The following is a 20,495-nucleotide window of genomic DNA, read 5'->3' as shown; positions in this document are numbered from 1 at the left end:
ACGGTTCATGCCGGCTACCGGCCGATCTCCCAGGCGAAGGGCGGGAGTTCACGGGCCCGGGAGTAGATCTCCAGGGCCTGGCCCGCGGGGACGAAGGGGTGGACCCGGGCGCCGTCGAGGCCGGCCAGCACCCGGGCGCAGTGGTGGACGCAGCCGGCGACCTCCCGGCCGTGGCGGTCGACGAGGGTCGCGGCGTCGTGCGGGCCCTCGCACGGGGTGGGGTCCTTGGGCGCGGCGGCCGGGCAGCGGCCGCGGGAGGCGTGGGCGGCCGGGCGCGGCACCCGGGCGTCGAGCGGCTGGTTCATCGTGGTGTCCCCCTGGCGGTGCGGTGGTACGTGCCGTGGGCGGTGCCGGTGGCGGGATGGCCGGAAGGCGCCCGTCGTCCCGGTGCCCAGGACAGTGCTGCTCGGCGCGGGACGCGTCCATGCCGCCTTGGGAAAGACCTGGTCGGATCGTCAGCTGTTCGTGGGATGGGCGTTGCCCGGCCGCGTACGGGGGACGGCGAGCGGCTCCAGGAGCAGTGCGAGACAGAGCAGGGTGGCCGCCAGCAGCCAGCCGCCGACGACATCGCCCGGCCAGTGGACGGCGAGGTAGACGCGGGTGAGGCCGACGCCGGCGGCCCAGACGGCGAGCACCGCCCACCAGGTGCGGGCGCGGGCGGGACCGACGCGCCGGGCAATGCCCCAGGCCAGGATTCCGGCCGCCAGTGCCGAGGTGGTGGCGTGTCCGGAGGGGAAGGCGTAGCCGGAGGCGGGGCCGGCCCAGTCGAGGGCCGGCGGCCGGGGGCGGGCGAGCAGCTCCATCAGGCCGTAACGGATCGCCTGGCCGGCGGCGAGGACGAGGACGGCGCAGCCCACGGCGCGCAGCCGGCCGCGCGCGTCCCGGCCGGCCAGCAGCCCGGCGAGCACCGCCAGCAGATAGGGGACCGTGCCGGTGCCGGTGGCGGTCAGCACCCGGGCGATCGAGCGCAGCGGCTCTCCGTGGTGGGCGGCGGACCAGTGGATGGCGGCCTGTTCGGGGCCCAGTGGGACGCCGTGGCGTACGGACACGGTGACGGCCGCGGCGGTGAAGAGCGCCGCGCAGACCGCGGCGACGGTGAGCAGCGGGCGGGTACCGGGGCCGGGGCGTGGGGCGGGGCCGCGCCGTGCGGCCTGCGGTTCCGGCGCCGGCGGCGGCCCGGACGCGGTCACCGGGCGGCCACCAGGGGACGCAGCCGGGTGGCGCGGATCCGCTCGACGGTGGGGCCGGCGTGGCGGGCGAGCGGGGTGGCCAGCCGGGCGACGAGGGCGCCGACGAGCAGGCCGACCACGACGTCGTGCGGGTAGTGCGCGCCGACCCAGACGCGCGAGGCCGCCATCAGGAACGCGGCCGGCACCGCGATCCGGCCCAGTTGCCGGTCGCCCAGCAGCAGGGCGACGGCGGCAGCTGCCGCGATGGCGGAGTGGTTGCTGGGAAACGACCAGTCGCCGGGGCCGGGACAGGCCTCGACGGTGACGGTGTGCAGCGTCCGACAGGGCCGCTGTTCGTCGAAGACCGTCTTGACCAGGTCGTTGACGGCAAAGGCGAGGACCACCACGACGGGGGTGGCCAGCGCCCCCGCCATCGCGCCGGGGGCACCGTGGCGCGCCCGCCACCAGGCGATCAGCATCAGGACGGCGAACAGGCCGAGGCCGTAGTCGGTCCAGTAGGAGATCAGGGTGTTCAGGCCGTGCGGGGTGTGCTGCGCCAGGCCGGTGATCCGGGTGTAGAGGCCGCCGTCCATCGAGGCGCCGCCCAAGGCGAGGTGGTTCACGGGTTCTCCTTGGCGGTGGTGCGTACGGCGCGGTGGTGCGGAGGGCGCAGGGGTGGCCAGCGGCGGTGGGCCAAGTGCCCGCGGTGCGGCGGCAACCCCTGTCACCTGCGAAAATGCAGCGGCGGCGGCGTTGTCGGCGGGCCCTTTCATAATGGGTGCGGGCCTGCCCCACGACCGACCGGCCGACTACAGTCACGTAGACGGCTGTCGGAACTGTAGACGACGAAATGGTGAAGGGCGTTCCATGTCGGAGACATCACCTGTACAGCGGCGCCCTGCCGGCGAGCTGGAGGCGAGCGTGCTCGCGGCGCTCTGGGCGGCCGGCGAGCCGCTGAGCCCCGCCGAGGTGCAGCGCGCGCTCGGCGGCCGCCTCGCGCGCACCACCGTCACCACCATCCTCAGCCGGCTGCACGACAAGGGAGCGGTGTCCCGCTCCAGAGCCGGCCGAGGATTCACGTACTCGCCGATACAGGACTCCGCGGGGCTGACCGCCCGGCGGATGCGCAGCGAACTCGACAAGCAGGACGACCGCGGCACCGCCCTCGCCCGCTTCGTCTCCCAGCTGACCAGCGAGGACGAGCAGTTGCTGCGGACCCTGCTGGAGGCGGCGGGGGACGCCCCCGAGGGGCCGTCCGCCGCGCCGCTGTCCGGCCCCGGAGCCGGCCCGTGATCGTCGCCGTATGGATCCCGCTGCTGATGCCGCTGCTCGCGGTGCCGGCCGCCCGCCGCCTGGCCGAGTCGCTGCCGCCGCGCGCCGCCGCCTGGCTGCTGGCCGGCAGCGCGGCCGCCCTCGCCGGATGTACGACCGCGGCGCTCGGCCTGCTGGCGGCCGCCGGGGCGCTGCGGCTGCCCCCGGTCGCAGCCCTCGGTCACCTCTCCCTGCCGCTGCTCGGCGACAGCGGCGACGGTGCCGTGACCGTCCCCGTGGCCGCTGCCGCCGCCGTTCTGCTCACCGCCTGCACGCTCGCCGTCCTGCATCACGCCCGCCGGCACCGCGCCGAACTGCGCACCGCCCGGCAGGCCACCGACGCCCACCCGGCCTCCGGCGATCTGTGCGTCCTCCCCGACCCCGCGCCCGAGGCCTACGCCCTGCCGGGCCGGCCGGGCCGGGTGGTGGTCACCGCCGGGATGCTGCGGGCGCTGCCGCCGGCCGAGCGGGAGGCGCTGTTCGCCCATGAGCGCGCCCATCTCGCGGGCCGCCACCATCTGTTCCTGCTCACGGCCACGCTCTCCGCGGCCTGCCATCCGCTGCTCCGCTCGCTGCGCGCACCCCTGGCGTACGCCCTGGAGCGCTGGGCCGACGAAGCGGCCGCGTCCCGGGTGGGCGACCGCCGGGTCACCGCCCGGGCCATCGGACGCGCGGCGCTGGCAGCCCGCCCGGAGGACCGGGCGCCGTACCGTCCCGGCAGTGTGCTCGCCGCGACGGCCGGCCCGGTGCCGCGCCGGGTCGCCGCCCTGCTGGACGAGGAGCGGGCGACCGGTCACCCCCCGATACGGGCCGGCTTCCCGGGCCGCCGGCTGATCGCCGCGGCCCTGCTCGCCTGTGTCGCCTTCTCGGCGGCCGCCGCCCTGGACGCCGCGGCCGATCTGCACGAGACGGTGGAGGTGGCCCAGGGGGAGGTGGCGCACTGAGGGCTCCCGAGGGCGGTCCGGCGAACCGCCGCGCCCGGTGTCAGGAGTCCCCCGGCTCGTTCCGCGGGTGCGCCCGGGTGCCGCTCCCCTGTCCCGTCCCGACCGTGAATCCCAGGGTCGCGCCGCCGCCCTCGCGGCGGGCGGCGAAGGCATGGCCGCCGTGGGCGGTCGCGATCTCGCGGACGATGGCGAGGCCGAGACCGGAGCCGGGCAGACCGCGGGCGCCCGCGGCCCGGTAGAAGCGGTCGAAGACCCGGGTGAGGTCCGCCTCGGCGATCCCGGGGCCGCGGTCGAGGACCTCGAAACGGGCGCCGGTGACCACGACCTCGATCGGCTCCGTCCCGCCCGCGTCGAACTTGGCGGCGTTCTCCAGCAGATTCGTCAGCGCCCGGTGCAGCGCGGCGGACCGGCCCTCGACCACCGCCGGGCGGACGGTCCGTACGGTGATCTCGCGGCCGGTGCGGCGCCTGGCCGAGGCGGCCGCCTTCTCGGCGACCTCGGCCAGGCTCACCTCGGACAGCGGATCGTCGTCGCGCTGCCCGGCGGCCAGATCCACCAGCTCGTTGACCAGATCGCTCAGTTCCCTGGCCTCGCCCGCCAGGTCGGCGAGGAGCTCCTCGCGGGCGTCCGGCGGCAGCTCGTCGAAGCGCTTGAGCAGCGAGATGTTCGTACGGAGCGAGGTCAGCGGGGTGCGCAGCTCATGGCCGGCGTCCTGGACGAGGCGCTGCTGGTCCTGGACGGCGCTGGCCAGCCGCCCGAGCATGTCGTCGAAGGCCCGCCCGAGCCGGGCGACCTCGTCCCGCCCCGCCACCGGGACCGGGACGTCCAGCCGCCCGTGCTCCGCCACGCTCTCGGCGACCGAGGTCAGCCGCACCAGCCGGCCGGTGATCCGGCGCGCCAGCCACCAGCCGCCCGCCCCGGCCAGCGCTATGACCGAGGCGGCCAGCAGGGCGGTGCGCTGCTGGAGGGCGGAGAGCAGATCCTCGGTCTCGCTGAACTTCTGGGCGACCTGGACCGCCCCGCGGCCGCCGCCGAGCGCGACGGTCGCGACGTGGTAGACCTCGTCGCCGACGTTCGCCTCCCGCTCCGCAACCCGGCCGGCGTGGGCGTCCCGGGCGATCCGCTGTTCCTCGGCACCGGCCGGCAGGGCCGGGCTGCCCAGCTCCACGATCCGGCCGCCGGAGCCCAGGATCTGCACATCGGTACGGGTGGGCCGGGTGAGGTCGTCGCGCGGTCCGTCGTGGTCGGGGTCGGAGGACGCATAGTCCTCGGGCTCCAGCGGCTTCTCCTGGACCTGGGTGCGCAGATCCCCCACGACCTCCGAGAACACCGACTTCTCGTCCACCCGCACCAGCCGGGCCGCCGCGTCGTAGCTGAGGAACCCGACGAGGACGGTCACCGCCGCGGCACCGGCGGCGAAGGCCACCGCGAAGGCGGTGCGCAGGCTGGCCGGCTTCCGGGTGCGCAGCCAGGCGGCCTGCCCGCCGCTGCGCCAGGCCCGCAGCCGGGCCCGCAGCCGGGCCCGCAGCCCCCGGCCGGCCGGGGCGCCCGGATCTCTCCCGCCGCGGGGCCCGGACATCTCAGTCCTCCCGCAGGACGTAGCCGACGCCCCGCACCGTGTGGATCAGCGGGCGGCTGCCGGGGACGTCGACCTTGCGCCGCAGATAGCCCACGTACACCGCGAGGTTCTTCGAGCCCGGCCCGAAGTCGTAGCCCCAGATCCGGTCGTAGATCGTCGAATGGTCCAGGACGATCCCGGCGTTCCGGGCCAGCAGCTCCAGCAGTTCGAACTCGGTCCGGGTCAGCTCCAGCTCCCGCTCGCCGCGCCAGGCACGGCGTGAGGGGCCGTCGATCCGCAGATCCGCGGCCTCGACGACCCCGCTGTCCGCGAGCCGAGCCTCGTCCGGCTCCCCCGGCCCGTCGGCCCCGGCCACCGGACCCGCGGAGCCCGCCGTCCCGGCCGGCTCCGGCGTCGTCCGCCGCAGCAGCGCGCGCAGCCGGGCGAAGACCTCCTCGACCTCGAACGGCTTGACCACGTAGTCGTCCGCACCGGCGTCCAGTCCGGCGATCCGGTCCGCCGTCTCGACCCGGGCGGTGAGCATGAGGATCGGGGTGCGGTCCTGCTCGGCCCGCAGCACCTGGCACACCTGGAGCCCGTCGATCCCCGGCATCATCACGTCCAGCAGGATCACATCCGGCCGTTCGCGGTGGGCGGCGGCCAGCGCCTGAATGCCGTCGGCGACGGCCGTGACCTGGTACCCCTCCAGGGTCAGGGCACGCTCCAGCGCGGTGCGGATGGGGCGGTCGTCCTCGGCGAGCAGCACGGAGTGGGTCACGCGGCAAGTGTGCCAAGGGCCCGGGGGTGCGGCTGCGGGCGGCCGGTCCGATGGCGGGTTTCTTACTTGCCTCTCACCCGTGGTTCTTACCGGGCTCTCACCCTGGCCACGCCATTGACTTACCCCTTACCGCCACGGTTGCCCCCGTGCCGGACGGTCGGCCGCGACGACCAGGTCGCGAGGGTACCGGCCGGTCGGAACGACTCGGCACATCTCGGGGAGAGCACCGCACCGTATGAAGATCACCCTCCTGCTGCACAACGCCTACGCCATCGGCGGCACCATCCGCACCACGTTCAACCTCGCCGCCGCACTCGCCGACCGGCACGACGTCGAGATCGTCTCGATGCTCCGGCACCGCGAGGTCCCGCGGTTCACCCCGGACCCCCGGGTACGGCTGGTGCCGCTGGTGGACACCCGCGTCGGCAGCGAGGACATGGCCGATCCGCGCTTCGGCGAGGCCGCGCAGGACTTCCCGCTCGCCGAGAAGCGGTACGAGCAGTACAACCGGCTGGTCGACATCCGCGCCGCGGAGTTCCTGCGCGGTACGGACGCGGACGTGCTGATCGGCACCCGACCCGGCATCAACGTCTACCTGGCCCGCTTCGGCCCCCGCCGGGCACTGCGGATCGCCCAGGAGCATCTGAGACACGACGCCCACAGCAAGCAGCTCCGCGCCGAACTCGCCCGCCACTACCGGACGCTGGACGCACTGGTCACCACCACCGAGGCGGACGCCGCCGTGTACCGGGCGCGGATGCCGCTGCCCGGGGTACGGGTCCTGGCGGTGCCCAACATCGTGCCCGCGCCGGACGGCCCGCCGTCCGAGGGCACCGCGAAGGTGATCTCGGCGGCCGGCCGGCTGGTCCGCGGCAAGCGCTTCGACCTGCTGATCGAGGCCTTCTCGGCGGTCGCCGCCAAGCACCCCGACTGGCAGCTGCGGATACACGGCGGCGGCGCCGAGCGGGCCAAGCTCCAGGGGCTGATCGACGGCCTCGGGCTGAGCGGGAAGGCGGAGCTGACCGGGCCGCGCTCGCCGATAGAGGCGGAGTTCGCCAAGGCCTCGATCGTCGCCTCGGCCTCGGACGCCGAGTCGTTCGGCATGACCATCGTCGAGGCGATGCGCTGCGGGGTGCCGGTCGTCAGCACCGACTGCCCGCTGGGCCCCGCGGAGATCATCCACAACGGCAAGGACGGGCTGCTGGTGCCGCGCGGGGACGGCCAGGCGCTGGCCGGCGCCCTGCTGGAGCTCATCGAGGCCCCGCAGCGCCGCCGCGAGATGGCCGAGGCCGCGCGGGAGAGCTCGCACCGCTACGACCCGGAGCCGATCGCCGAGCGCTACCAACTCCTCTTCCAGGAGCTTCAGTCGACGCGCACCAGCCGGGCCTGGCAGCGCACCCTGAGCCGTACCCGCGGCCGCGTCCGACGGCTGCTGCGACGGGCCCTGCGCCGCTGAGGCGGCCCGCCCCCTACGGCGGGGCCCACGCCCGGTCGCCCACCGGACGCGCCGTCACATCCGCCCGCGTGCACGGAATTTCCCACCACGATCTGGCGCCTTCCGGTATCGGCATGCTGAACTGCTGGAAACTGCTGGAACGAAACTGCATCCCACGGAACACAGAAACACTGGACCCCGGTGGCACCGCATTGCGGGAACACGGCAGTTCGGGGTCACAGCAGTTCTGGATCACGGCGGCGGCAGCGGGTCAGAACACCGGGACGAAGTGCGCAGGGGCACAACGGCGCACAAACACAGGAACGCCACACCACGCCGCAACACGGTTGCCGCTTCGAGCAGTTGACGCTTCGAATCCGCAGGTCCGATCGGCAGGAGGCCGTTCATGCTGCACGGTGTCGATGTCAGCTCGTACAACACCTCGTATTCCACCGAGGGGTTGGACTTCGTTTTCGTCAAGGCCACCGAAGGCCGTTCCTACATCAATCCGAACCAGTCCGCGCAGGCGTCGAAGGCCCGTAAGGCGGGCTGCGTGGTCGGTTTCTACCACTTCCTGTGGCCGGGAAATATCGCCGCCCAGGCGAAATACTTCGTCGAAAAGTGCGCGTCGGTCCAGGGTGATCTCCTGGCCTGCGACTGGGAGCGCACCGGCGAGGGGACGTATGCCGGCAATGCAGAGAAGGACAAGTTCCTGGCCGAGGTGAAGAGGCTGCGCCCCACCCACCGCGTGCTGCTCTACTGCAACCGCGAATTCTGGCTCCACCACGACACCACGTCGTACGCGGCCGACGGCCTGTGGATCGCCGACTACGTCTCCGCCGGCCATCCGCGGATCAAGGCGAAGTGGCGCATCCATCAGTACACCAGCACCCCGCTGGACAAGGACGTCGCGGACTTCGCGAGCAAGGCCGCCCTCAAGAAGTGGGCGCACCCGGCATAAGGTTTCCTACCGGCACGCCGATTCGCACCCCCGGGAAGCGCACGTACGCGAAAGAGAAACGCTGCGTACGCCGCACGGAACGGTGCGTCACGGGACCCCGTGCCATAGGAACCGTGCGTCACGACAACGGCACGACGCACCACCACGAGAATCCAGAGGAGCAGCCGTGACCGACCCGGCGTCCAAGACCCTGCAGCAGGAGATCGCCCGGGATCTCCAGGTGACCGCGTCCTTCGACGCCGAGCAGGAGATCGAACGCCGGGTGGCCTTCCTCACCGAGCGGCTGACCTCCACGGGCCTGCGCTCCCTGGTCCTGGGGATCAGCGGCGGCGTCGACTCCACGACCACCGGGCGGCTCTGCCAGCTCGCCGTGGAGCGGGCCCGCGCCACCGGGCACGAGGCGACGTTCTACGCGATGCGGCTGCCGTACGGCGTCCAGGCGGACGAGAAGGACGCCCAGCGGGCGCTGGAGTTCATCCGCGCCGACCGGGAGCTGACCGTCGACATCCGCCCGGCGAGCGACGCGGCGCTGCAGGCCGCGGTGGACGGCGGGCTCACCTTCCGCGACGCCCACCACCAGGACTTCGTCCACGGCAACATCAAGGCCCGCCAGCGCATGATCGCGCAGTACGCGGTCGCCGGTGCCCGCGACGGCCTGGTCGTGGGCACCGACCACGCGGCCGAGGCGGTCTCCGGCTTCTTCACGAAGTTCGGAGACGGCGCGGCCGATGTGGTGCCGCTCACCGGCCTGACCAAGCGCCGGGTGCGCGCCGTCTCGGCGGCGCTGGGCGCCCCGGCGGAGCTGGTCCACAAGGTGCCGACGGCCGATCTGGAGACCCTCGACCCGGGCAAGCCGGACGAGGACGCGCTCGGTGTGAGCTACGACCAGATCGACGACTTCCTGGAGGGCAAGCCGGTCGACGACACCGCCGCCCAGGCCATCGTCCGCCGGTACCGGTTCACGGAGCACAAGCGGGGGCTGCCGATCGCACCGTGAGGCCGGTCGGCGACGGGGCGGGCCGACGGCTGCTCGCGGTCCGGGCGTCCCCCTCCCCGCACCCCCACCCGTCACACCCTGGCCAGGGGACCGTCACCATCCCGGTGCTAAATCGTGGGTGGGAGCGGGCATGCATGCGGGCATGGGAAGCCGCGAAGTGCGATCGGACGATCAACTGTCAGTGGGGCCGCCTACGCTCCGGGGCATGGGTTACGCAAACCTGCGCGAACTCCAGACCGCGCTGACCACCGCCTCCGACCTTGCCTCCTCCCTGCAGTCCGCGCCGAGCCGGCGCGATGCGGACCAGCTAGTCCACGTCCTCCGGCAAGCGCTGACCGCCGCCAGCTCACTGGGCGCAGAGACCGGCCCGACCGGCTGCGCCATACATCCGCACGGCGCCGTCGACCCGCTGTACGGCGATCCGGAAGACCCCTTGCCGCCGGGCTACGGCAAGTGCCTGCTGTGCAACGACCGCCGGCGCCGTGCGGACGCCCACCCCCTGCACGCCCGCCCGCACGCCCGTCTCCCTGCCCGCCGGCGACGCCGGCTGGACGCCTGAGCCACCACCGGACGGGCCCCGGCCGGGCGTGCCGGACTACCATCCGCGCATGCGACCTGCCAGATACAGCGATGAGGATCTAGAGCAGCACTCCCTGCAACGACGGGTGCCCGACGACGGGCAGCGGTCCGGGTTCGAGCATGACGTCGACCGGATCCTGTACTCCACGCAGTGGCGGGCGCTGGCCGGCAAGAGTCAGGTGGTGGCGAGCGCCGAGCTGGGCGCGTACCACACCCGGCTGACGCACTCGATGAAGGTGGCCCAGCTCGGCCGGCGGATGGCGGAGCGGCTGGAGCGCCAGTACGGCGGTCCGAATCCGGCGCTGGTCGAGGCGGCGTGCATGGCCCACGACATCGGCCATCCGCCCTTCGGGCACGCCGGTGAGCTGGCGCTGCGCGCCACGATGGACGAGCTGCACTTCGCGGACGGTGTGCTGGACAGCTTCGAGGGCAATGCGCAGACCCTGCGGGTGCTGACCTTCCTCGCCGCCCACAAGTACCCGGGCCATCGCGGGCTGCACCTGACCCGCGCCTGCCTGGACGCCGCCACGAAGTACCCCTGGGAGCGGGCGCCCGTCGACCAGGATCCGGCGCGCCATGTGAAGTGGGGGGTGTATGTCGCCGACCGGGAGGCGTTCTCCTGGGTGCGGGCCGGCCGTACGGACACCGCCGTACCGGTCGAGGAGCAGGTCATGGACTGGGCGGACGATGTCACCTACGCCTGCCATGACGTCGAGGACTTCTACCGCACGGGCCTGATCCCGCTGGCCGCGCTGTTCCCGCCGGACGGCGCCGCGGGCGCCGAGACCGAGCGGGAGACCCGCCGCTTCCTGGACTATGTGCAGGCCAAGCGGGCGCGCGCGGGCGAGGCCTTCGACCGGGAGGCGGCGCTGGTGATGATGGCGGACATCGGCAAGCGGCTCGCGGTGCCCGCCCCGTACAGCGGCAGCCATGAGGACGCGGTCGCGGTCAATCGCCGTACCGCCGACCTGATCTCGTACTTCACCCGCGGGATCGAGCTGGAGGTGGGCGGCGAGGCGGCGATCCGCTACGGCGCGCAGCTGGTGATCCCGGCCGAGCGGCGGGACGCCTGCGCGCTGCTGAAGGAGCTGGTGTGGTGCTACGTCATCGACCGCCCCGCGCTGGCCACCCAGCAGCACGGCAAGCGACGGGTGGTCAGCGAGCTGCTGCGCTGGAGCCATGACGCACCCGAGCTGCTGCCGCCGGACCGCGCCGAGGAGCTGGCGCTGCACGGCGACCGGCTGCGGGCCGCCGCGGACCATGTCGCCTCGCTGACCGAGGACCAGGCACTGGCCCTGCACCGCCGGCTGTCCGGCACGGGCCTGGGCTCGGTCAACGACAACGTGTGGCTCTGAGCCCGGAGTAGCCCCGAGAGGCAGGGAGCAGTCCAAGAGGCCCGGGGCGGAGCACGCGGGGCACGAGGCCCCGGACCGAGCCCGGCGCCGATGCGCCCGGCCTCCCCGCCCCCGGGGCCCGGCCGGTGCCGCCCCGCGACGGCCCGGCCCGGCCCCCGGCCGCGGCTATTCGGCCCCGCTCCGGGTCTGCTCCGCCCCGTCCTGCGGCTTCGCCCCGTCGTCCTTCGGCCTCTTCTCCGGCCGGAGGGCGATACGCCCCAGCACCGCCGCGACGACCAGCGCGGCCACCGCGATCAGGGCGTAGTCCGGTACCGCGTTCCCGATCCGCGTCGCCCATTCCTCGGCCCGGAATTCGGCGTCCGCGTCGAGGACTCCGGGCAGCGCACTGGTCCCGTTGAAGCGCAGGAACAGCACGCCGATGCCGATGAAGAACACCCCGGACAGCAGCGAGGTGGTGTGCAGCCGCAGCTTTCCGAGGGTGAATTCCCGGCCGCGCAGCCAGCTCCGGGTGCCGAGCTTGCAGCGGTCCCACAACAGCGCCAGCACGAACAGCGGCAGCGCCATGCCCAGCGCGTAGACGGCGAGCATCGAGGCGCCGTACACCGGTGAGCCGCTGACCGCGGTCACCGTCAGCACCGCCCCGAGGATCGGCCCCGCGCAGAAGCCGGCCAGGCCGTAGACGCAGCCGAGCAGAAAAGTGGAGACGGCCGACCGGGGGGTGATCCGCGCGGCCGCGGCCTGGGCGCGCCGGGAGGCGAAGCCCAGGCCGAGGATCTGGGCGAGGCCCATGGCGATGACGATCCAGCCGCCGAGGGAGATCAGCAGTTCACGGTGCCCGTTGAACAGCCGGCTGGCCGCCGTACTGGCCGCGCCGAGCGGCACCAGCGTCGTGGCCAGCCCCAGATAGAACACTCCCGTACGGGCCACCAGCCGGCCGGGGGTCGACAGGGAGTAGGCGAAGAACGCCGGCAACAGCAGTGCGCTGCACGGGCTGAGCAGAGCCAGCGCCCCGCCCAGGAACGCCGCGAGGTAGCCGATGTCGGTCACTTCCCGCCCCCCTTTGCCGCCGGCTGATGCTTCGCCGTCCGTGCGGCCTCCTCGATGGCCTGGGAGAAGACCGCGAGGGGCTGGGCGCCGGCCACCGGCCGGCCGTTGATCAGGAACGACGGGGTGGACTGCACACCCAGCTGGTAGCCCTCGTCCTGATCCTTCTTCAGCGCCTTGTCGGCGTCCGCGCTCTTCATGTCCGTACGGAACGTGTCGAGGTCGTCGACGCCACTGCTGCGGGCCAGGCCGACGAGCTTGTCCTCGGCGAGCGCCGCGCCCTTGCGGGTCTTGGCGTACAGCGCGTCGTGCAGCTGCCAGAACTTGCCCTGCCGGCCCGCGGCCCAGGAGGCGCGGGCGGCCCGCTCGGAGTCGGCGCCGAAGACGGTGAAGTTGCGGAATTCGATGCGCAGGGTGCCCGCGTCGACATACTTCTTGATCAGCTCGGGCTGGGTCTCGCGGGTGAAGCGGCCGCAGAACGAGCACTGGTAGTCGGCGTATTCGACCAGCACCACCGGGGCGTCCTTCTTGCCGACGGCCAGCGGGTCGCCGTCCGCGCGCCGGCTGGTCCGCTTGGCGAGGTCGTCGAACATCTTCTGCTGGGCGGGGTCCTCCTCGGCCTCCGGCGAGGCGGCGGGCGCGGCGCCGGGCTCGGTGTCGCGGCCGCTCTGGGTGGACTTGGCGATGGCCACGCCGATGGCGATCACGGCCACGACGAGGGCGAGGACCGCGCCGAGGGCGGCCAGCTTGCGGGCGGGAGAAGCGGATTTGGGCATGCGGAAGCTCCAGACGTACGGAGGGGGAATTCAGGCGGGTTGCTGCGCAGCGGCGGCCTAAATCCGCAGTACGGGCAGGAGCGAGGTGTGGTCGACGGCGGGCGCGCTGCCGGTCGGTGGCCGGGCGCGCGCGTGCTGCGCCGGCAGGTCCGCGGCCCGCGGCCCCGCGCCGGTGGTGGCGGGGGCGAGCGGCTCACCGCGGTGCGGGGCGGGCAGGGGGGCGGACTCGGAGGGCGCCGGCGCATGCCGGTTCGAGCAGCGCTTGGGCGCGGCGGCAACGGCGAGGGGCGCGCGGTCGTCGAGCTGCGGACCGCCCCGGGCGGTGCCCGGCCGCGACGGTGTGGCCGCGTCGTCCGCCGGGCGCGTGGCGCCGGCATGGGCCGCGGCGGTACGGGTCGCGTCGGTATGGGCCGCCTCGGCAGCATGCGCCGCCACCAGGCCCGTCCGCCACTGCGCCGCGGCCGTCGCCGCCCGGCCCGCCAGCCAGGCCTGGTCGCCGCCGATCCGGCACAGCAGCGGCCCGAAGGTGACGGCGAGGAGGAGCAGCAGCGTCAGCGCGGCCGACCGGCGCACAGCGTGCATGTCCCGTCCTCTCCGTCCCGGTGTGAGCATGAACGACCCATCCTACGGATCGTCCCCGCGCGGGCGGCGCACCGGCCGGAGGCCGGGACCCGTCTCGGCCCCGGCCACCGGCGTCAGCGGTCGGCGATCCGCACCTCGAACCAGGTCGCCTTGCCACGGGGCAGCAGATCCACGCCCCAGCGGTCGGAGAGGGTGTCGACGAGGAAGAGCCCGCGGCCGCTGAGGTCCGTCTCCTGGACCGGCAAGAGGCACGGCAGCCCGCGGGAGGGGTCGCGGACCTCGATGCGGATCCAGCCGCGGCGGCGCAGCATCCGCAGCCCGAAGGTGCGGGCGCCGGTGTGGCGTACGGCGTTGCCGACGAGCTCGGAGACGAGCAGGACGGCGTGCTCGGCGAGCTGGGGCGTCAGGGACCACTGCTTGAGGAGTACGGCGGCGGTCAGCCGGCGGGCGATGCCGGCGGACTGGGGGCGGGAGGGGAGCCGGACCTCACCGAGGGTCGGTTCACCGGCCGGATCGAGTGCGGTGGACAGCGGACCGCGGGGCGCCGGCACCGGTTCCGTGTCCCTCCCGGACATGCCCCGGTGTGCGGCGGCCGGATCGTTCCGCGGCCGCGGCTGCTCCATTTCTTCGAGGCCCGCCATGCCCCCATCATGGCTGCTGCCCGGCGGCCACGGGGGTGGAACCGAGGGAATCCCATGTCCGGAATCATCGGTTCCATACCCCCGGGACGACATATGCCAACGGCAGTTAAGGTTCTGACCGACCCGGATGACCTGCGACGACATCCGGCGTGTGAACAAGCGGCCCGATGCGCCAACAAGGGTGGCTTAAGGCGCAATTAAGTTTTCCGTCATTCGCCCACAAGGGGCATCGCCCGCCGGGCAAACCTCAGACCTCCCGCCAACATCAGCTGCTTCAGCGGAACTTGGCCTTGCCGGGCCCTTCCTCGACGAAGCTGCGCATGCCGGTCTCGCGGTCCTCGGTCGCGAACAGCCCCGCGAACCAGGTGCGTTCAATGGTGAGGCCGGTGTCGATGTCGGTCTCCAGGCCCGCGTCGACGGACTCCTTCGCGGCCCGCAGCGCCAGCGCCGGGCCGGCCGCCAGCCGCGCGGCCCAGGCGTGCGCCTGCTCGTAGACCTCGGCGGCCGGTACCACCCGGTCGACGAGGCCGAGGGCGAGCGCCTCGTCGGCCTTCACCTGACGACCCGTGAAGATCAGGTCCTTGGCCTTGGACGGGCCCACCAGCCGCGCCAGCCGCTGGGTGCCGCCGGCCCCCGGGATCAGGCCCAGCAGGATCTCCGGCTGGCCGAGCTTGGCGTTGTCGGCCGCGATCCGGAAGTCGGCGCAGAGCGCCAGCTCACAGCCGCCGCCGAGGGCATAGCCGGTGATCGCGGCGACCACCGGCTTGGGGATCCGGGCCACGGCGGTGAACGCGTCCTGCAGGGCCTTGGACCGTACGACCATGGCCGCGTGGTCCATGACCTGCATCTCCTTGATGTCCGCACCGGCGGCGAACACCTTCTCCCCGCCCCAGACGACGACGGCGCGCACGTCGTCGCGGCGGGTGGCCTCCTCGGCCAGCTCGCGCAGCCGGTCCTGGGTGGCGATGTCCAGGGCGTTCATGGGCGGACGGTCCAGGCGGACGGTGCCGACGCCGTCGGCCACCTCGAGATTCACAGTCATGCCGGAAGGTTAGTACGCGTTAACGACGCCGGGCCCGGTGCACTCGGTCACAGTGCACCGGGCCCGCCCGCCGTGGCCGCCCTACTGGTCGGCCTTCCACTTCTCCCAGGACAGGTTCCAGTCGCTGAAGCCGTTGTCCGGCTGGATCGTTTCGTCGTGCGAGTTCTTGACGATCACCACGTCGCCGACGACGGAGTTGCGGAAGAACCACGCCGCCGGGGTGGAGCTGTCACCGCCGCCGCGCTGGTCGAAGAGGCCGACGCAGCCGTGGCTGGCGTTGCGGGTGCCGAAGGTCGCGCGGCCCGACCAGTAGTTGCCGTGGATGAAGGTGCCGGAGTTGCTCAGCCGCATCGCGTGCGGCACGTCCTTGATGTCGTACTCGCCGCCGAAGCCCACGGTGTCGCCGTTCATCCGCGTCACGAGGTGCTTCTCGCTGATGACCATCTTGCCGTTGTACGTCTCGGTGCCGGGCCCGCCCGAGGTGATCGGGATGGTCCGGATCTTCTTGCCGTCGCGGACCACGGTCATCTGCTTCGACTTGGCGTCGACCGTGCTCACCTGGCTGCGCCCGACGGTGAAGGAGACTTCCTTGGCCTGGGTGCCGTAGACGCCGGGGCGGCCCTCGACGCCGTTGAGGTCGAGCTTGAGGGTGACCTTGGTGCCGGGCGCCCAGTACTTCTCGGGGCGGAAGTCGAGCCGGTCGTTGCCGAACCAGTGGCCCTCGACCGGGACCGACGGCTTCGCGCTGACCTTGATGGCGTCCTCGACGGCCTTGGGATCGGTGATGCCCCGCGTGAAGTGGAGCGACACCGGCATCCCGACGCCGACCTGCTGGCCGTCCTCCGGGCTGTACTGGCCGATGAAGGTGTTCTTGGGGACGAGGGTGGTGAAGCTGGAGTGCTCGGCGGCCTCCCGGCCCTGGCCGTCCACCGCTATGGCATCGACCTTGTACTCCGTCGAGGCGCCCAGATGTCCGCTCGGCTGCCACAGGGCGCCGTTGCCCGCTATCTTCCCGTCGACCTCATTGCCCTTGGCATCCTTGACCTTGACGGACTTGAGCCTGCCCTTGCGGGCGGTCACCTTCAGCGCGCCGCTCGTGGCGACGCCGTCCGCGCCGTCCTTCGGCGCTATCGTCACGGCCGCCTGCGAGGCGTCCTTGTCCCCGCCGGCCTTGCTAGCCGCTTTGCCGTCGTCACCGTCGTTGCCACCGCATGCGGTCAGCAGCAGCGCCCCGGCGAGCAGCAGCGCGAGCGGGCCTCCTCCCCTGTGCGGCAACCGACGCCGGCGAGCCGGCACCCCCGAATTCGGCTGGACGTTCACGACTGGCCCCTCTTCCCCTCGCACGGCCCGCGGTCCCCCGCACGCGGCTGCGGACAGCCGTGTGCTTGGCGTTAGATAACCACACCGCAGTGACAGTGAACTCCCCGTGAACGTCACCGTTTAGTCCCAAGTGCGGGGGTGGTGCGGGGGCAGGGCGCCGCCGGGCCGGCCGCGGGTCAGTGCAGGGCGGATCCGGCCCGCCACGGTCCCCACGGCATGTTCCAGCCGCCGAGGCCGTTGTCCGGCGCGACCGTGCGCTCCGGGGAGTGCTGCACCACCACGGTGTCACCGACGATCGAGCGGTCGAAGAACCAGCCGGCCGGGGTGTGCGGGCCGCCGCCCTTGATGTCGCGCAGCCCGACGCAGCCGTGGCTGGTGTTCAGGCCGCCGAAGACCTGGGGCGGCGCCCAGTAGTTGCCGTGCAGAAAGGTCCCGGACCGGGTCAGGCGCATGGCGTGCGGGACGTCCGGGATGTCGTACTCGCCGCCGAAGCCGACGGTGCCGCCGTTCATCCGCGTCACCGACTGCCGCTCCAGGATCACCATCGTCCCGTTGTAGGTGGGGTTCTCGTCGTCGCCCGCGGTGACCGGCAGCACGGCCGCCACCCGGCCCCCCTGCCGCACCGTCAGGGTGTGCCGGGCGGCGTCGATGGTGCTGATCTGGTCCCGTCCCACCCGGTAGCGGACGGTCTTGCGCTGGGTCCCGTAGGAGCCCGGTCCGGCCTTCACCCCGCGCAGCCGCAGCTGCACCGTGATCGTGGTGCCCGGCCGCCAGCGCGCGCGGGGCCGGAAGTCGAGCCTCCGGTGGCCGAACCAGTGGGCGGCGACCTCAACGGCGGGCCGGGCGCCGACCGTGACGGCGCGTTCGACGGCCGCGCGGTCGGTGACCGGCCGGTTGAAGACCAGCGAGAAGATCATGCCGGTGCCGACCGTGGCGTTGCTCTGCGGCGAGAAGTAGCCGATCAGCCGGCGGTCGGGGGCGGCGGTGGTGAAGGTGGTGCGGCGCACGGCGCGATGGCCCGCGCCGTCCAGCGCGACCGCGTCCACGGTGTACTTCGCCCCGAGTTGCAGGCGGGCGTGCGCCGGCCGCCAGGCCAGCCCGTCCGGCGAGATCCGCCCGGCGACGTGCCGCCGGCCGGCCGCACCGGTCCGGCTGACCGAGACCCGCTCCAGCCGCCCCTGCGGCACCCGGATCTCGAACCGCCCGTCGGCCCGTACGCCGTGCGCGCCGTTGTGCGGGACGACCCTGATCGTCTGTTCCCGGGAGCGCGGCTTGTCGCCGGTGAACACCTCCGCGTCCGCGCAGCCGGCCAGCGCCGCCGCCCCCGCGAGCCCGGCCAGGGCCGCGAGGGCGAGGCGGACCCGCCCGGTAGGCCGTACCGCCGCCCGGCTCCGCGTCCGGCCCGACATGCGGTCCCGCACCCGGGCTCTGCCGCGGAGGTGCGCTCGGTCCCCTGCTCGGTCCTGCTGATGGGCGGTCATATACCGGATTGTGACGGATGAGGCGCGAGATGGGAGGTATGCCGCGAAACGGAATGTCACGGACGGCGCGGGGACGGACAATGAGCCCCCGCCGCGCGACGCGTGAGGCAACGGCCGGTTGCGGGAAGAACAACGGGGAGGGCGGGACACCTGCACGGCCGGGACTCCCCCAGCGCACGCTGGGAGGCCCCGCCGTGCCGGGACTCCGCCCGACCGAGCCATGAGCCGCAGGAGGCCGGCACGTGTCGAGCGCACCCGAGCAGGAGGCGGTGGCGGACGAACCGCTCGCCGCCCCACCCGCGGATATCCGCCCCGGCAGCCCCACCCCCCTCGGGGCCCGCCACCGCACCGGCCCCGACGGCATCACCGGCACCAACTTCGCCCTCTGGGCGGGCGGCGCCGAGGCCGTGGAGCTGTGTCTTTTCGACGACGCGGAGCGCGAGACGCGCCATCCGCTCACCGAGCTCACCCATGAGATCTGGCACGGCTTCCTGCCCGGTGTCGGCCCCGGGCAGCGCTACGGCTACCGGGTCCACGGCCGCTGGGACCCCTGGACCGGCGCCCGCTGGAATCCGGCGAAGCTGCTGCTGGATCCGTACGCCCGGGCCGTGGACGGCGACTTCGGCACCCGTACGGAACCGGCCGGCCCGGGGTCCGCGCTGCCCGCCCAGCTCTACGGCCACGTCCGCGACTGGCCGCAGCAGCAGCTCGCCGACACCGTGCGCGACGACCGGGACTCGGCGCCGTACGTCCCCAAGGGCGTGGTGGTCGGCGAGGACACCGCGGACGAGGGCGGCGCCGACGAATGGCAGGACGACCGCCGGCCCAAGACGCCCTGGCCGGATTCCGTGCTCTACGAGCTGCATGTGCGCGGCTTCACCATGCGGCACCCCGGTATCCCGGAGCGGCTGCGCGGCACCTACGCCGGGCTGGCGCACCCCGCGGCGCTGGAGCACCTCGTCCGGCTCGGGGTCACCGCCGTCGAGCTGCTGCCCGTCCACCAGTTCGCGCACGAGGACCACCTGGTGCGCCGGGGGCTGCGCAACTACTGGGGCTACAACTCCATCGGCTACTTCGCGCCGCACGCCGGATATGCGGCCACCGGCACCCGGGGACAGCAGGTCGGCGAGTTCAAGCGGATGGTGCGGGCGCTGCACGACGCCGGTATCGAAGTGATCCTCGACGTCGTCTACAACCACACCGCGGAAGCCGGCGAGCTGGGCCCGACGCTCTCCCTGCGCGGCATCGACAACCGCGGCTACTACCGTCTGGCGGGCGACGCGCGACGCTACGCGGACTACACCGGCTGCGGCAACACCCTGCACGTCGTGCAGCCCCATGTCCTGCGGCTGATCACCGATTCCCTGCGCTACTGGGTCACCGAAATGGGCGTGGACGGCTTCCGCTTCGATCTGGCCGCCGCGCTGGCCCGTTCCATGCACGACGTCGACATGCTCTCCCCCTTCCTCGCCGTCATCGCCCAGGACCCGGTACTGCGCCGGGTCAAGCTGATCGCCGAGCCCTGGGACGTGGGATCCGGCGGCTATCAGGTCGGCGCCTTCCCGCCGTTGTGGACGGAGTGGAACGACCGCTACCGCGACACCGTGCGCGACTTCTGGCGCGGCGCCCAGCACGACGTCCGCGATCTGGGCTACCGGCTCTCCGGGTCGAGCGACCTCTACGCCTGGGGCGGCCGCCGCCCGTACGCCTCGGTCAACTTCATCACCGCGCACGACGGCTTCACCCTGCGCGATCTGGTCACCTACGAGCACAAGCGCAATGCCGGCAACGGCGAGGGCAACCGCGACGGCACCCACGACAACCGCTCCTGGAACTGCGGCGCCGAGGGCGAGACCGACGACCCGGACGTCACCGCACTGCGCCACCGCCAGCTGCGCAACCTGCTGACCACCCTCCTGCTGTCGACGGGCGTGCCGATGCTGGTGGCGGGCGACGAAATGGGCCGCACCCAGCACGGCAACAACAACGCCTACTGCCAGGACAACCCCACCAGCTGGCTCGACTGGTCGCTCCTGGACGACCCGCAGTGGCGCCCGCTGGCCGCCCTCGCCGCCCGGCTCATCGCCCTGCGCCGCGCCCACCCCGTCCTGCGCCGGCGGGCGTTCTTCTCCGGCCGGCCGCATCACCAGGGCGGCCTGCGCGATCTGGCCTGGTTCACCGCGGACGGCACGGAGATGACCGAACAGGACTGGTACACCCCGGGGGCGACGCTGGGCATGTACCTCTCCGGGAACGACATCTCCCAGCGCGACGACCGGGGCATCCGCATCGTCGACGACAGCTTTCTCGCCGTCCTGCACGCCGCCCCCCAGCCCCGCCAGGTCACCCTCCCCGGCCCACCCTGGGCCCGCGCCTACGAACTCCTCGTCGACACCGCATGCCAGGAGCAGCCGGACCCGGCCCAGCCGCCGTACGCGGCGGGCGGCACGCTCACCCTGGGCGGGCGGTCGGTGGTGCTGTTCCGGGCCGTGCCGGGGTGAGGCGCGGCCGGCGCCTGCCTC

Annotated in this window: 20 protein-coding genes; 8 read left to right on the top strand and 12 right to left on the bottom strand. The window is 73.3% G+C overall.

The features are described from left to right. Positions 1 to 14: 14 nt before the first annotated feature. The 3 genes from BKA18_RS25330 to BKA18_RS25320 all read right to left on the bottom strand — a co-directional run bounded on the left by BKA18_RS25330 (position 15) and on the right by BKA18_RS25320 (position 1,792). Positions 15 to 305, bottom strand: a complete 291-nt coding sequence (locus BKA18_RS25330) for a hypothetical protein (RefSeq protein WP_366045445.1) — start codon at positions 303 to 305, stop codon at positions 15 to 17. A gap of 150 nt (positions 306 to 455) precedes the next feature. Then, positions 456 to 1,190, bottom strand: coding sequence for a phosphatase PAP2 family protein (locus BKA18_RS25325; protein ID WP_366045446.1), 735 nt, complete (start codon positions 1,188 to 1,190; stop codon positions 456 to 458). Then, positions 1,187 to 1,792 carry a phosphatase PAP2 family protein gene (locus BKA18_RS25320; protein WP_366045447.1) on the bottom strand — a complete coding sequence of 202 codons (606 nt, stop codon included), beginning with the start codon at positions 1,790 to 1,792 and terminating at the stop codon, positions 1,187 to 1,189. Before BKA18_RS25320 ends, BKA18_RS25325 begins: the two co-directional genes overlap by 4 nt. 244 nt (positions 1,793 to 2,036) lie before the next feature. Between BKA18_RS25320 and BKA18_RS25315 the strand changes: the two genes are divergently transcribed. Beyond that, a complete protein-coding gene (locus tag BKA18_RS25315) occupies positions 2,037 to 2,462 on the top strand; it encodes a BlaI/MecI/CopY family transcriptional regulator (RefSeq protein WP_366045448.1) in 426 nt (141 codons plus the stop codon). Next, the gene (locus BKA18_RS25310) at positions 2,459 to 3,424 is read left to right on the top strand and encodes a M56 family metallopeptidase (RefSeq protein ID WP_366045449.1); all 966 of its coding nucleotides are present in this window, start codon (positions 2,459 to 2,461) and stop codon (positions 3,422 to 3,424) included. Before BKA18_RS25315 ends, BKA18_RS25310 begins: the two co-directional genes overlap by 4 nt. A gap of 40 nt (positions 3,425 to 3,464) precedes the next feature. On the opposite strand, the gene BKA18_RS25305 is transcribed toward BKA18_RS25310, so the two are convergent. Then, on the bottom strand, positions 3,465 to 5,003 hold the full coding sequence (locus tag BKA18_RS25305) for a HAMP domain-containing sensor histidine kinase (RefSeq protein ID WP_366045450.1): 1,539 nt from the start codon (positions 5,001 to 5,003) through the stop codon (positions 3,465 to 3,467). A gap of 1 nt (position 5,004) precedes the next feature. Beyond that, positions 5,005 to 5,760, bottom strand: a complete 756-nt coding sequence (locus BKA18_RS25300) for a response regulator transcription factor (RefSeq protein ID WP_366045451.1) — start codon at positions 5,758 to 5,760, stop codon at positions 5,005 to 5,007. 235 nt (positions 5,761 to 5,995) lie between these two features. Here BKA18_RS25300 and BKA18_RS25295 point away from each other — a divergent pair, with 235 nt between their 5' ends. The 5 genes from BKA18_RS25295 to dgt all read left to right on the top strand — a co-directional run bounded on the left by BKA18_RS25295 (position 5,996) and on the right by dgt (position 11,087). After that, positions 5,996 to 7,216: a glycosyltransferase family 4 protein gene (locus BKA18_RS25295; RefSeq protein WP_366045452.1), complete on the top strand. Its 1,221-nt coding sequence runs from the start codon at positions 5,996 to 5,998 to the stop codon at positions 7,214 to 7,216. A 385-nt stretch (positions 7,217 to 7,601) separates the two neighbouring features. Next, positions 7,602 to 8,156 (top strand): GH25 family lysozyme, encoded by a 555-nt coding sequence (locus tag BKA18_RS25290; RefSeq protein WP_006602998.1) that lies wholly within the window; start codon positions 7,602 to 7,604, stop codon positions 8,154 to 8,156. A 166-nt stretch (positions 8,157 to 8,322) separates the two neighbouring features. Further along, on the top strand, positions 8,323 to 9,153 hold the full coding sequence (gene nadE / locus BKA18_RS25285; RefSeq protein WP_366045453.1) for an NAD(+) synthase: 831 nt from the start codon (positions 8,323 to 8,325) through the stop codon (positions 9,151 to 9,153). A gap of 205 nt (positions 9,154 to 9,358) precedes the next feature. Further along, on the top strand, positions 9,359 to 9,712 hold the full coding sequence (locus tag BKA18_RS25280; protein ID WP_147249730.1) for a hypothetical protein: 354 nt from the start codon (positions 9,359 to 9,361) through the stop codon (positions 9,710 to 9,712). 49 nt (positions 9,713 to 9,761) lie between these two features. Beyond that, on the top strand, positions 9,762 to 11,087 hold the full coding sequence (dgt, locus tag BKA18_RS25275; protein ID WP_235449818.1) for a dGTP triphosphohydrolase: 1,326 nt from the start codon (positions 9,762 to 9,764) through the stop codon (positions 11,085 to 11,087). Positions 11,088 to 11,252: 165 nt separating this feature from the next. On the opposite strand, the gene BKA18_RS25270 is transcribed toward dgt, so the two are convergent. The 7 genes from BKA18_RS25270 to BKA18_RS25240 form a co-directional block, all read right to left on the bottom strand. Then, the gene (locus BKA18_RS25270; protein ID WP_366045454.1) at positions 11,253 to 12,134 is read right to left on the bottom strand and encodes a cytochrome c biogenesis CcdA family protein; all 882 of its coding nucleotides are present in this window, start codon (positions 12,132 to 12,134) and stop codon (positions 11,253 to 11,255) included. Continuing rightward, positions 12,131 to 12,907 carry a DsbA family protein gene (locus BKA18_RS25265; RefSeq protein ID WP_366045455.1) on the bottom strand — a complete coding sequence of 259 codons (777 nt, stop codon included), beginning with the start codon at positions 12,905 to 12,907 and terminating at the stop codon, positions 12,131 to 12,133. Before BKA18_RS25265 ends, BKA18_RS25270 begins: the two co-directional genes overlap by 4 nt. Positions 12,908 to 12,964: 57 nt before the next feature. Next, on the bottom strand, positions 12,965 to 13,489 hold the full coding sequence (locus BKA18_RS25260; protein ID WP_366045456.1) for a hypothetical protein: 525 nt from the start codon (positions 13,487 to 13,489) through the stop codon (positions 12,965 to 12,967). 113 nt (positions 13,490 to 13,602) lie between these two features. Continuing rightward, on the bottom strand, positions 13,603 to 14,130 hold the full coding sequence (locus BKA18_RS25255; protein WP_235449814.1) for an ATP-binding protein: 528 nt from the start codon (positions 14,128 to 14,130) through the stop codon (positions 13,603 to 13,605). A gap of 274 nt (positions 14,131 to 14,404) precedes the next feature. Then, positions 14,405 to 15,172, bottom strand: a complete 768-nt coding sequence (locus BKA18_RS25250) for an enoyl-CoA hydratase/isomerase family protein (protein WP_366045457.1) — start codon at positions 15,170 to 15,172, stop codon at positions 14,405 to 14,407. An 81-nt stretch (positions 15,173 to 15,253) separates the two neighbouring features. Next, a complete protein-coding gene (locus BKA18_RS25245) occupies positions 15,254 to 16,492 on the bottom strand; it encodes a L,D-transpeptidase (protein WP_429638618.1) in 1,239 nt (412 codons plus the stop codon). Between the two features lie 176 nt (positions 16,493 to 16,668). Continuing rightward, a complete protein-coding gene (locus BKA18_RS25240; RefSeq protein WP_366045458.1) occupies positions 16,669 to 17,973 on the bottom strand; it encodes a L,D-transpeptidase in 1,305 nt (434 codons plus the stop codon). Between the two features lie 242 nt (positions 17,974 to 18,215). Here BKA18_RS25240 and glgX point away from each other — a divergent pair, with 242 nt between their 5' ends. Beyond that, positions 18,216 to 20,474: a glycogen debranching protein GlgX gene (glgX, locus tag BKA18_RS25235; RefSeq protein WP_366045459.1), complete on the top strand. Its 2,259-nt coding sequence runs from the start codon at positions 18,216 to 18,218 to the stop codon at positions 20,472 to 20,474. Positions 20,475 to 20,495 lie beyond the last annotated feature (21 nt).

This window comes from Streptomyces auratus, from assembly GCF_050433025.1.
In the GTDB taxonomy this organism is placed as follows: domain Bacteria; phylum Actinomycetota; class Actinomycetes; order Streptomycetales; family Streptomycetaceae; genus Streptomyces; species Streptomyces sioyaensis.
This window is presented reverse-complemented; position numbering and strand designations above follow the sequence as displayed.